At 68.9% G+C, this 11760-nt stretch carries 11 protein-coding genes; 6 read left to right on the forward strand and 5 right to left on the reverse strand.

What is annotated here, in order from left to right; translation table 11 throughout:
- Nucleotides 1-45: 45 nt before the first annotated feature.
- Nucleotides 46-525, forward strand: coding sequence for a hypothetical protein (locus BR31_RS0126380; protein ID WP_027503566.1), 480 nt, complete (start codon nucleotides 46-48; stop codon nucleotides 523-525).
- A gap of 4 nt (nucleotides 526-529) precedes the next feature.
- On the opposite strand, the gene BR31_RS0126385 is transcribed toward BR31_RS0126380, so the two are convergent.
- Nucleotides 530-1012, reverse strand: a complete 483-nt coding sequence (locus BR31_RS0126385; protein WP_027503567.1) for an alpha-isopropylmalate synthase regulatory domain-containing protein — start codon at nucleotides 1010-1012, stop codon at nucleotides 530-532.
- A gap of 349 nt (nucleotides 1013-1361) precedes the next feature.
- On the opposite strand from BR31_RS0126385, the gene BR31_RS0126390 reads away from it, so the two are divergent.
- From BR31_RS0126390 to BR31_RS0126400, 3 genes are all read left to right on the forward strand, one after another.
- Entirely contained in the window at nucleotides 1362-2012 is a 651-nt protein-coding gene (locus tag BR31_RS0126390; RefSeq protein ID WP_156042638.1) for a hypothetical protein, read from the forward strand.
- A gap of 206 nt (nucleotides 2013-2218) precedes the next feature.
- The gene (locus BR31_RS0126395) at nucleotides 2219-2896 is read left to right on the forward strand and encodes a hypothetical protein (RefSeq protein WP_156042639.1); all 678 of its coding nucleotides are present in this window, start codon (nucleotides 2219-2221) and stop codon (nucleotides 2894-2896) included.
- 282 nt (nucleotides 2897-3178) lie between these two features.
- Nucleotides 3179-3805 carry a hypothetical protein gene (locus BR31_RS0126400; RefSeq protein WP_027503570.1) on the forward strand — a complete coding sequence of 209 codons (627 nt, stop codon included), beginning with the start codon at nucleotides 3179-3181 and terminating at the stop codon, nucleotides 3803-3805.
- A gap of 54 nt (nucleotides 3806-3859) precedes the next feature.
- On the opposite strand, the gene BR31_RS0126405 is transcribed toward BR31_RS0126400, so the two are convergent.
- The 3 genes from BR31_RS0126405 to BR31_RS0126415 all read right to left on the reverse strand — a co-directional run bounded on the left by BR31_RS0126405 (nucleotide 3860) and on the right by BR31_RS0126415 (nucleotide 7995).
- Complete coding sequence (locus tag BR31_RS0126405) at nucleotides 3860-4867, reverse strand: NAD(P)H-dependent glycerol-3-phosphate dehydrogenase (protein WP_027503571.1); 1008 nt, start codon at nucleotides 4865-4867, stop codon at nucleotides 3860-3862.
- 99 nt (nucleotides 4868-4966) lie between these two features.
- Nucleotides 4967-5605 carry a YdcF family protein gene (locus BR31_RS0126410; protein ID WP_027503572.1) on the reverse strand — a complete coding sequence of 213 codons (639 nt, stop codon included), beginning with the start codon at nucleotides 5603-5605 and terminating at the stop codon, nucleotides 4967-4969.
- A gap of 167 nt (nucleotides 5606-5772) precedes the next feature.
- Nucleotides 5773-7995 carry an MMPL family transporter gene (locus tag BR31_RS0126415; protein ID WP_027503573.1) on the reverse strand — a complete coding sequence of 741 codons (2223 nt, stop codon included), beginning with the start codon at nucleotides 7993-7995 and terminating at the stop codon, nucleotides 5773-5775.
- 190 nt (nucleotides 7996-8185) lie between these two features.
- Between BR31_RS0126415 and BR31_RS0126420 the strand changes: the two genes are divergently transcribed.
- Nucleotides 8186-9952 carry a cholesterol oxidase substrate-binding domain-containing protein gene (locus BR31_RS0126420; RefSeq protein WP_027503574.1) on the forward strand — a complete coding sequence of 589 codons (1767 nt, stop codon included), beginning with the start codon at nucleotides 8186-8188 and terminating at the stop codon, nucleotides 9950-9952.
- Nucleotides 9953-9979: 27 nt separating this feature from the next.
- On the opposite strand, the gene BR31_RS0126425 is transcribed toward BR31_RS0126420, so the two are convergent.
- The gene (locus BR31_RS0126425; protein WP_027503575.1) at nucleotides 9980-10495 is read right to left on the reverse strand and encodes an Lrp/AsnC family transcriptional regulator; all 516 of its coding nucleotides are present in this window, start codon (nucleotides 10493-10495) and stop codon (nucleotides 9980-9982) included.
- Nucleotides 10496-10617: 122 nt separating this feature from the next.
- Between BR31_RS0126425 and ald the strand changes: the two genes are divergently transcribed.
- Nucleotides 10618-11745, forward strand: a complete 1128-nt coding sequence (gene ald, locus BR31_RS30310) for an alanine dehydrogenase (protein WP_051637765.1) — start codon at nucleotides 10618-10620, stop codon at nucleotides 11743-11745.
- Nucleotides 11746-11760: the final 15 nt, after the last annotated feature.

Consider the following 11760-nt stretch of genomic DNA (forward strand, 5'->3'; position numbering starts at 1 on the left):
GAATATGGTGCCGCCGGACTGAATTCGAAGGAGCAGAACCACCCGATGTGGCCCACCGAATGGCCGTCCGCCGCCCGTGAGATCGCCGACGCGACCGACGCCGCCGTCGCCGCGGCACGCGCCGCCGAACCCGAGCCCTTCGTCGAGGCGTCCGTCCGGCTCGCCGCCCTCGAGCAGGAGCAGGTCACCGTGGTGCACGCGTCGATCGTGCGCGAGTTGCTGGAGGAGTTGCATCCCGACGGATTGACCGGCGACGACGTGCAGGCCGTGCTCGGGCGCTGCGCCCGGTCCGCCGCGCCGTGGGTGCCCGATCTGGACGTGTCGGTGCTCGTCGTGGTGCTGACCGGTGCGCTGGGGCTGACCGATCCCGAGGAGGACCCGCGCCCGCTGGCGCGCGCGGATCTGCCCCGGTACGCGACCCTGGTGATCGCGGACCTGCTCACGGCCGCGGATGCGCCCGGGTCGGGCTACATCCGAAGGGCGATCGGCGAGGTCGCCCGCGCGGAGACCGTGGAGATGCCCTGACCGTCTAGCCGTGCAGGATGTTGGCGGCCGCGATCATCGCCTCGACGGACGACTCGGTCGCGGTGTCCGCGAGGCCGGCCGCCCAATGCCTGCGCCCGCCGTGCTCGCACAGCAGGAAGGTCGCGGTGCGTCCGTCGCCGATCTTCTGCTGGTGGAACGACAGGATCTCCAGCGGCAGGCCGGCGTCGTAGAGCATCGAGGTGAGCGCCGCGATCGGCCCGGCGGCGGTGGCCTCGGCCTGGTGGATGGTGTCGCCGAGGGCGAGGGTGGCCCGGAACTCGGAGCGGCCGGCGCCGAGGGCGTGCGCGGACCATCGGCCGAAGCGGATCGGACCGCCGGACGGTGAGTAGGTGGAGAGGAACGTGCGCCAGCTCATGCCCGCGGCCTCGGTTCGCAGCGCGTGGGGGAGCGGCATGCCGAAACGCAGCGCGAACGGGTCAGACGCGGTGGTGGCGGTGTGCGAGGCATATGCCTGAAGAGAGTTCATTGAAGCGGTCTTCCTGAATGGAGAGGAAGGACCAACAGATAGCTCGACGACCCGCAGCGAGGGGTCGGTCCGAATCAGACCCCGCTACGGGCGGAATACGAGCTTGATGCGCTTCATGGGCACCGAGAGTAGACGGTATGCAGCGGGGGTGCAACTGGCTCAGCAAGGCCACCCCATCCCCGGTTTCGGTGATGGCTCCGCCGCCGTTGTCTCGATGTTTGTTTCCTCTAACGATTTATCAAGTGCGACAGTAATATTCGGATTCATGCGCGGGGTGGGGTGTGCGTCCATACGATGGCGCGACACGCGTTCGGGGGCGCGTGTCTCACCTACCGAACGGAGATCCCGCATGTCCCGTCCCATGATGCGTCGCCTCGTATCCGCCGTCGCCACCTCGGCCCTGCTCGCCAGCGGTGGCCTGACCCTCGGCACGGGCGCCGCGTCCGCCGCACCGAACTTGTTCGACTTCGGCTCCACGGCGGGCGGGCCGGCTCAGCTGGACCTCGGCTCCAGCGCGAACGGCCAGGAGTTGCCCGCCTCCGCCACGGTGACCTCTGACAACCTCGCGGTGACCAAGGCCGTTGTCGGCAGCAACAAGATCGCGACCACGGGTCAGGTCACCTATCGGACCACCATCGCGGCCACCGGCGGTCCGGACCGGATCGTCAACAAGATCACCGACATCTTCCCGTTCGTCCTCGGCTACGTGTCGGGGAGTGCGACCGTCACCTCGTGGCAGGACGGCCAGATGAAGACCGAGGGTGTCGTTCCCGCCGAGGCCAGTGGGCGCCTCGCCGTATCCAAGGATGTCGGCTGGGTCGTCTCGGCGACGGGCAACAAGACCGTCACCTTCGAGGTGACGTACCGCGTACGCACCGACATCTCGTTCGACATCGACGTCTTCGACAGCGGTACCGCTATCGAGGTCAGTGGGCAGGCGGCCCAAGAGTGGCCCGAGATGGGCGTGAAGATCGGGCTGCTCGGGCCGAGTGGCTCCTAGTCGATCGCTGCCGAGGCGCAATGATGCCACCCGCATTCCGGGTGGCATCATTGCGTTTAACGACAAGTGCAGTGCAACAACAGTATTCGCATTGCCGCACCAGATCGGACGCCGATCAATACGATAACGCAACGCGTGTCTGGGGCCGGGGGAGTTCAGCGGTACCGAGGTGCCGCGTGATCATCCCTACTGAATGGAGTTCGTTCATGCTTCGTCCCACGATGCGCCGGGTCGCATCCGTAGTCTTCGCCTCGGCCGTGCTGGCCGGTGGCCTCGCCGCCGGTGTCGGCGCCGCGACCGCCCAGTCGGCTTTGCCGGATCTCGGGTCCTCGGGTGCGGCCGACCCGAATACTCAGAGTGCGGTCACCGAAACCTTCGAGAACCTTTCCGTGACAAGGGAGGTCATCGGCCGGAACGTCCTCGCGCCGAGCCAGGTCGTCACTTACCGGACCACGATCTCGGCAACCGGTGCACCTGTCCGAATCATCGACCGAATCACTGATCGTGCCAGCGGGCAATATGTGCCCGGTAGCGCCAAGCTCACCGCCTGGCGTGACGGGTCGATGAAGACCGAGAATGTGACCCCCACGGTCGTGAGCGGGGAGGCCACCTTCAGTGGCAACTGGACGGTGGCGTCCGAGGGTGACAAGACCCTGACTCTGGAGATCAGTTACCGCCTCGGCGGCCTGGCGGCATACCCGGCAGGGGGGTCGGTCGTGGACAGCGGTTTCTCCGTCCAGGCGGATGGGCTCGGACTCAAGACCTGGAATCCGATGGGGGTCAAGGTGACGGTCCGCGACCCGAACGCGATCGAACTCGTGGAGGGTCTCGGGCAGTGGGCTCTGTGCAGTGGAGATGGCCTCAACATCCCCTGCGGCTCGTAGCCCCAGTCGTCGCGGCAGGCAGCGGCCGCACCAGGGCCGTCCGGGATCTCCCGGGCGGCCCTGACCGCTCAGGTCGTGTTGTCCTCGTCGCCGGGGCGCGCTGCGACCCGAAGTTCGGGCGACGCATTGTGTTTAACAAAAGTGCAGCGCAACAACAATATTCGGTTTCTGTGCCCGAAGATGATTGCCGAGCCATACGATGGCGCGACGCGTGTTCGGGGCCGGGGGAGTTCAGCGGTACCGAGGTGCCGCGTGAGCATCCCTACTGAATGGAGTTCGTGCATGTTTCGTCCCACGATGCGGCGGATCGCATCCGTAGTCTTCGCCTCGGCCGTGCTGGCCGGTGGCCTCGCCGCCGGTACCGCGGCGGCCGCGATGCGGGATCCCGGGATAACCAGAACGGTCGAGAACATCACTGTCGAGAAGACCGTGGAGACCAGATATGGAGGGACATGGGATGTATTTGTCCCTGCTGGGGAGGTCGTGAGAACTGACAACCGATTCTGGGTCACAGAGGGTCCCGAGCGGCTCTTCACCCGTATCACCGATCACGGGCCGGACGGCTTCACATACGTCCCGGGCAGCGCCACACTTCGTATCGTGCGTGCCGACTACACGTCGGAGTTGATACCGATTGCTCCCAGCGTGGGGTCAGGCACGGTCTCGGTGGTGGCGCCAGGAGCCGGGTGGTCTATCCCGTCCAGGGGGTCCATTATTTTCTCTGCCGAGTACCGCGCCCCGCTGAACGCCCCCAACGGCACCGAGTCGGACAGCGGAGTCACTTTCGACGTGGCCGGACATGAGGGCAGCCTGGGATGGGATCGGATGGGCCTGAACTTCATCATCGGCAGCCCGCCTGTCTTGCCCGAACCCGGACGGGGCTCTTCGGAGCTGGGCTTCGGTAGCTGACGACATTTGAGCCTCGGTGGGGCCGTCCGGGATCTCTCGGGCGGCCCTCGCTGCTCAGGCCATGTCGTCCTCGTCGCCGGGAGTCACCCGCCGCAACCCGCGATACGCCTCCGCGGGGGTGCGGCGGCCGGCGACCACCGCCTCCACCTCCGCGGCGATCGGCATCTCGACCTCGTAGTCGCGGGCCAGTTCCATGACCGTCGGCGCGGTCTTGACGCCCTCGGCGACCTGGCCGAGTTCGGCGAGGGTCTGCTCGATCGTGAGCCCGCGGGCAAGCGCCTCGCCGACCCGGCGATTGCGGGAGGCCGGGCTGATGCAGGTCGCGATCAGGTCGCCGACGCCGGTGAGCCCGGCGAACGTGCGCGGGTTGGCCCCCATCGCCTCGCCGAGCCGGGTCATCTCGGCGAGCCCGCGAGCGAGCACCATCGCCCGGGTGTTGTCCCCGACCCCGAGGCCGTCGGCCATGCCCGCGGCGATCGCGACGATGTTCTTGAGGATGCCGCCGAGCTCGCAGCCCAGCACGTCGGTGTTCCGGTACACGCGGAACACCGGCGAGGCGAACAGCGGCTGCAGCGCGGTGGCCACCCGGTCGTCCTGGGTCGCGACCACCGACGCGGCGGCAAGGCCGTCGACGATCTCCCTGGCGATGTTCGGCCCGGCCAGCAGACCGACCGGGTGTCCCGGCAGGCATTCGGCGATCACCTCGGTGGGGCGCTGCCTGGTGCCGGGCTCGAGCCCTTTCGCGAGCGAGAGCACCGGCACCCATGCGCGAACCCCGTTGGAGATCTCGCTCAGCGTCGAGCGGACCGCGTGCGAGGGCACCCCGACCACCAGGACGTCGGCCGCGTCGGCGGCCTCGGCGATATCCGACGTCGCGCGCAAATCCGAGGGGAGGGCCCGGTCGCCGAGATAGCGGGAGTTGCGGTGCTCGGAATTGACCTCATCGGCGATGTCCGGGTCCCGGGCCCACAGCAGCGTCGGGGTGTTGCGCGCGGCGAGCCCCGCGACCGTGGTCCCCCACGAGCCTGCCCCCAGCACCACCACCTGTACCGGCCGCGCCATCACCGATCACCCAGTCCGCCATCGACAATTGCGATCATCGATTCAGGTTCCCACCCGCACCGACGGCGCGGTGCGGAAATCTTGAAACTCGCTGCCCTCTCAGGGGGCGACGACACCCGCGATCGGGATGCGGCCGCCGACCGCGACACGGAAGTCGACCATGGCGCGCTGCAGATGGTCCGGCGAGGTCACCACGACGGCGCTGGTGGCGCCGCGCTGAGCGAGGATCGAGTTGGTGTTCCGTGCGTTCTCGACCGTGGAGCGCGAGGTGTACTCCTCGGTGATCCGGAAGGCGGGGATGCCGTGTGCGATCAGCCAGTCGCGCATCGCGCGGGACTCGGTGATCCCGTTCTGCGGCACGCCACCGCTGACGATGATCGGGGACAGCGGGTAGCGGTGGGCGACCTGCAGGGTCGCCTGCATCCGGGACTCGAGCACCGGCCGCATCGTGCCGTTCGGGAACAGTCCAGCGCCCAGTGCCACGATGTTGGTGCCGAACGGATTCAGGTCGAGGACCACCGGGAACTGGGGGGTGAGGGTCTCGAGTCGGGTGCAGGTGAGGATCGCCTCGCGGAAGGGGGTCTGGCAGCCGCCGACGGTCGAGAGCACGCCGTTGATGAGCGTGGTCGGTGTCACGTCGGCACTCGCCGTCGCGGGCAGGGCAGCGCCTGCAGCAGCGGCGATGGCGGTGGCGGCGAGGATCCTGCGGGCAAGCAGAGATGGCGAACGAAACGACATGGCACTCCTTTACGAGCGAACGGCTCCTCCCCCGCAGGAGGGTGACGATCGGCGTTCATTCTGGACCAGGACGCGTGTCGGTGGTGGGGCTTTCGGAAATCTGTACTCTCCGAGCGCCATTCAAACACGCAACACGTCGGTATGTCGGGACGTAGGTCCTCGGCGTTTCAGTCCTTCGCCTTCGCCAGCGCCGACGGCCACCAGATCCGCTTGCCGATGTCGTAGGAGAGTGCGGGCACCAGCACGCTGCGCACGATGATGGTGTCGAGCAGGACGCCGAACGCCACCGCGAACCCGATCTCCGCGAGGAACACCAGCGGGAGAACGCCGAGCACCGCGAATGTCGCGGCGAGAACCACACCCGCGGAGGTGATGACGCCGCCGGTGACGGCCAGGCCGCGCAGCACGCCCGAGCGGGTTCCGTGGGTGAGCGACTCCTCGCGCACCCGGGTCATCAGGAAGATGTTGTAGTCGATGCCGAGTGCGACCAGGAACACGAAGGCGAACAGTGGGAAGGCCTGGTCGGCGCCCGCGAAGTGGAACACATGGGTGAAGAAGAACCCGCACACGCCGAGGGTGGCTGCGAACGAGAGCACCACGGTGACGATCAGGATCAGCGGCGCGAGCAGCGCCCGGAGCAGGACCGCGAGCACCAGGAAGATCACCACCAGCACGATCGGGATGATCAGGTTCCTGTCGTGCACCGAGGCGGTCTGCACGTCGAGGGTGGCCGCGGAGTTCCCGCCCACCAGGGCGTCGGCGTCGGGGACGGCGTGCACCGCGGTGCGCAACCGCTCGATCGTCTCCAGCGCAGCGGGCGAGTCATAGGAGTCGGCGAGGGTGGCGGTGACGACGGTGCGGCCGTCGATCGGCTGCACGGTCAACTGTGGCGGCGGGCAGCCGGTCGGTGCGGCCGCGGGGGCGCCTGTGCCCAGGTTCAACCCCGCGACCTTGGCGTAGTCGATCTGCAGGCACACCGAACCCGGTGCCGTCGCCACGCCCTCGACCCCGCTCGCGACGGCGATCACCTGCTCGGCGGCGTCGGCGTTGGTCATGATGATGGCGGGAGCGCCGGTGCCCTGAGGGAATTTGGCGTCGTAGATCGCCTGGCCCTGGGCGGCCTCGGGGTTGTTGGTGAAGTTCTCGGTCGCGGTGAGTCCGTCGGTCTGCAGGCTGCCGATCCCGATGGCACACAGCGCGATCAACAGCACCGTGGTGCCGATCCACGCCGGCCGGGCCCGGTTGCCGACGGTGGTGGCGATCCGGCCCCACATGCCGCGCGCGGCGAGATCCGCCGCGTGATCGACCTGCGGGACGCGCGGCCAGAACACCCACCGGCCCGCGGTGGCCAGCGCAACGGGGAGGAACGTCATCATCACCAGGTAGGTGCAGGCGATGCCGATGGCGGTGACCGGACCGAGGCTCTTGTTCGAGTTCAGTTCGGAGAAGGTCAGGCACAGCAGCCCGAGGATGACGGTCACCGCGGATGCGGTGATCGCGGGGGCCGATTCGCGCCAGGCCCGGATCATCGCGTCGAACCGGTTCGGGTACGCGTGCAGTTCCTCCCGGTACCGCGCGATGAGCAGCAGGGCGTAGTCGGTACCCGCGCCGAGCACGAGGACCATCAGGATGCCCTGGCTCTGGCCGGTCAGCGTCAGGACGTCCTGCTTGGCCAGGAAGTAGATGACCATCGAGGAGAGGCCGAGCGCCAGCATCGCGGACAGCAGCGGGAAAATCCACAGGACGGGGGACCGGTAGACGACCAACAGGATCAGGATCACCACGAGGAGGGCCGCGCCCAGCAACGCGCCGTCGAGCCCCTGGAAGGCGTCGATGAACGCGACGAGCAGTCCGCCGGGGCCCGCGGGCAGCACCTCGAGTTCGGCCGCGGCGGCGGATCTGGCCGCGTCCATCACGTGCTGCTCGGTCTCGGCCAGGACGTCGCCCTGGACCTGGGCGCCGTCGGACTTGGCCACCAGGGGCACGAACAGGGCCGCGGTGGTGCCGTCGGCCGAGTACTGGACCGGGGCCATGCCGGTCTTGTCGACACCCGGCACCTGGGTCACCGCCGTCGCGGCGTCGGCGATCGATTCCTTGTCCTGCTCGGTCAACGGGCCGTCGCGGTGGAAGACGACGAATCCCGGGATGGTCTCGACCGTGACGAACTCCGCGGATTCGTTGGCGACGATGGTCGATTCGGCGGAGGCGGACAGGTAGCTGGCGTTGTCGTTCTTCTGTACCTCGGCGAGCTTGCTCTGGAACGAGCCGCCGACGCCACCGGCGAGGAAGGCGATCAGCGCGATCGCGATGACGGTGAAGACCGGCCAGCCGCGCCGGGGCTTCCTCGGCGTCACCGTCGAAGGCTCGTCGCTGAGGTCGAGTTCGGCCATCGGTTCTCCTCGGAAATGCCCGTCATCGCAGGTCTCCAACGGGTTCAAGTAGACCACGTGGTGAGCCGGGGATTCCGGGATTCCCGGGACCCAGGTACGCGTTTCCCGACACGATGACGGGAACATGTTCTAACTTTGTCCTCGCTCGTGGCGCGCAGGCCGCGCCACCCACCTAGAGAGGGACATGTCGATGGCCGCAGGTCGTTCGGACCAGCAGACGGGGGGCGTCTCGCGCAGAGGCTTCCTGACCGCCGCGGCGGGGGCCGCCGCCCTCGCCGGACTCGGCTGGGCGCCCGCGCAGGCGATCCCGTTCGGTGACGTCAGGGCGACCCTGCCAGCCCCGCCCGCCTTCCCCGACGGCATCGCCCTCGTCCAGCAGGGCTACGAGAACTGGGCGCAGGAGATCCGCTTCGACCAGGTCTGGACGTGCACGCCCCGCGATGCGCTGGACGTGGTCCGGCTCGCGAACTGGGCGCACGCCAACGGCTACCGGCTGCGGCCGCGGGGGACCATGCACGGGTGGAGCCCGCTGACCCTGGAGGCGGGCCAGAACGTCGACCGGGTGCTGCTGGTGGACACCATGGCCCGGCTGAACGCCGTCGCGGTCGACCCGGCGGGCGCCGCCGAGGGCCGCGCCACGGTCACCGCGGGAGCGGGCGCCACCGTCGAGACCATCCTCACCGAGCTGCAGGCCCACGGGCTCGGCTGGGCCAACGCCCCCGCGATCGGCGGGCTCACCATCGCCGGGGTGCTCGCGATCGACGCACACGGGGCCACGCTGCCCGCCGATGGTGAATCCGCGCTTCCTGGAGCATCTTTCGGCTCGCTGAGCAACCTGGTGACCGCGATGACCGCGGTGGTCTGGGACGACGCGGCCGGTCGGTACGAACTGCGGGAGTTCAGCAGGGCCGACGTCGCCATCCGGCCGCTGCTCACCCATCTCGGCCGGTCCTTCGTCACTTCGGTGACGTTGCAGGCCGGCCCGAATTACCGGCTCCGCTGCGAGTCCGTCACCGACATCCCGTGGCGTGAGCTGTTCGCGCCTGCGGGGGCGCCCGGCCGGACGTTCGAGAGCTACGTGGCCCGGTCGGGGCGCGTCGAGGCGATCTGGTTCCCCTTCACCGAGACGCCGTGGCTCAAGGTGTGGACGCCAACCCCGGTCAAGCCGCCGCAATCCCGGGAGGTGACCGGTCCCTACAACTACCGGTATTCGGACAACATCCCGCAGGCGGTCACCGATCCGCTCGGGCTCATCACCCGGGGGATCGGCAGCGCCACTCCGCTGTTCGGTCAGGCGCAGTTCGCGACCATCGCCTCCGGGCTCGCCGCCACCGGGACCGCGGACCTGTGGGGCTGGTCCAAGGACGTGCTGTTCTACCTCCGCGCGACGACCCTGCGGATGAACGCGGGCGGCGGTGTGGTGATCACCCGCAGGTCGAACATCGCGCGGGTGATCAACGAGTTCACCGGCTGGCATCACCGGCGCCAGCAGGAGCTCCAGGCGGCGGGCCGCTTTCCGATCAACGGGCCCTTCGAGGTGCGCCTGTGCGGTCTCGACGACCAGGGCGAGGTGACGGTGGAAAGCGCGGGGCCGCCGACCATCTCGGCGCTGCGTCCGCGGCCCGATCACCCCGAGTGGGACACCGCCATCTGGATGAACGTGGTCGGGGTGCCGGGCACGCCGGGCCAGGCCGCGTACTTCCGCGAGATGGAGCTGTTCATGCGGGAGAACTACAGCGGCGACTACGCCACCTTCCGGCCGGAGTGGGCCAAGGGCTGGGCGTTCACCGACCGCGCCGGACACTCCGACGCGCCGTCCATCGAGACCGTCATCCCCGGCACCTACCGCGACGGGGTGCCCGCAGACGACAACTGGGACACCGCCCGCGCCGCGTACAACGCCCACGACCCGCACCGCATCTTCAGCAACGACTTCCTGGACCGGCTGCTGCCATGAGCCGCGGCGGCTCGGGCTGATGCCGCGCTAGCGGCCCGACCTCGGCCGGATGTGCTCGAAGATGAGGATCGTCTCGGTCGCCGCGACCTCCGGCCGTGCGGAGAGGTGGTCGAGCACGAAGTCGCGCAGTGCGCCGGTGTCGCGCATCGCGACGTGCAGCAGGTAGTCGTCGGCGCCCGCGATGAAGTAGACGTCGAGCACCTCGGGCGTCGCCGACATCCGCTCCGCGAACTGTGCCATGTGCGGGCGCGCGTCCGCGCGCAGCCGGACCGAGATCATCGCCTCGAGGTCTCGCCCGAGGGCCGCCGGGTCGATGTCGGCATGGAAGCCCCGGATGACGCCCTTCTCGACCAGTGCGCGTACCCGGGCCAGGCAGGTGGACGGCGCGATCCCGGCCATCTCGGCGAGCGCGTTGTTCGGGGTACGCGCGTCGCGGGTGAGTTGTGCGAGCAGGACGTGATCGATCTCGTCGAGCCTGACCCCCCGAACATCGTTCGGACGGGCGCCCCGGGAGGGGCCCTGCATCGAAGAATCGCTAGCCATGAGCCGATTCTAGAGAATTATCAACACAAATCTGTGCACAGAATCGATGGAAATTCATACTTGACCCAGCGTCGATCACGCTCACCCCCAACCGAACCGCCCCCGAAACCCGAGGAAGTGTCATGAGGATCGGAATCCCCCGCGAGGTCAAGAACCACGAGTACCGGGTCGCCATCACGCCCGCAGGCGTCCACGAACTCGTCTCCCGCGGCCACCAGGTCGTCGTCGAACAGGAGGCCGGTGCCGGGTCCTCCTTCGCCGATGCCGACTACCGCGCGGCAGGCGCGCAGATCCTGTCCGACGCCGACGATGTGTGGGCATCCGCTGAGCTGCTCCTGAAGGTGAAGGAGCCTATCGCGGAGGAGTATTCGCGGTTGCGTCAGGACCTGGTGCTGTTCACCTATCTGCATCTGGCGGCCTCGAGGGAGTGCACGGACGCGCTGATGGCCGCAAAGACCACCGCGATCGCCTACGAGACCGTGCAGGCCCCCGACGGTTCGCTGCCCCTGCTCGCGCCGATGAGCGAGGTCGCCGGGCGGCTCGCGCCCCAGGCCGGCGCCTACCACCTGATGGCCAGCTCAGGCGGCCGCGGTGTCCTGATGGGCGGCGTGCCGGGGGTGCGCCCGGCCAACGTGGTGATCCTCGGTGGCGGGGTCGCGGGTCAGAACGCGGCGGCGATGGCCGTCGGGATGCACGCCGATGTCACCGTCCTCGACCTGAACGTCGCGCGGCTGCGCGAGCTCGACGACCGCTACCGCGGCCGGCTGCGGACCGTCGTGTCCAACGCCTTCGAGGTGGAGCAGGCGGTGCTCGGTGCCGACCTGGTGATCGGGGCGGTGCTGGTCCCGGGGGCGAGGGCGCCGAAGCTGGTGTCCAACGAACTGGTGTCCCGGATGAAGCCGGGGTCGGTGCTGGTCGACGTCGCGATCGACCAGGGTGGGTGCTTCGAGGACTCGCGTCCGACCACCCACGCCGAACCCACCTACCGGGTGCACAACTCGGTCTTCTACTGCGTGGCGAACATGCCGGGCGCGGTGCCCCGCACGTCCACCTTCGGGCTGACCAATGCCACCCTCCCGTACGTCCTCGAGATCGCGGAACTGGGTTGGCGACGGGCCACCGCAGCCGACCGGGCGCTGGCCGCCGGGCTGAGCACTCACGACGGCGAGGTCCTCTCCACCGCCGTCGCGGACGCGCACGGCTATCGCGGCTTCGCCGCCGGTGCGCGCGTCTCACCCCACCTGGGGTAAGACACGCGCACGGCC

The sequence above is a fragment of the Rhodococcus sp. UNC363MFTsu5.1 genome (assembly GCF_000686785.1).
Classification (GTDB): Bacteria; Actinomycetota; Actinomycetes; order Mycobacteriales; family Mycobacteriaceae; genus Rhodococcus_G; species Rhodococcus_G maanshanensis.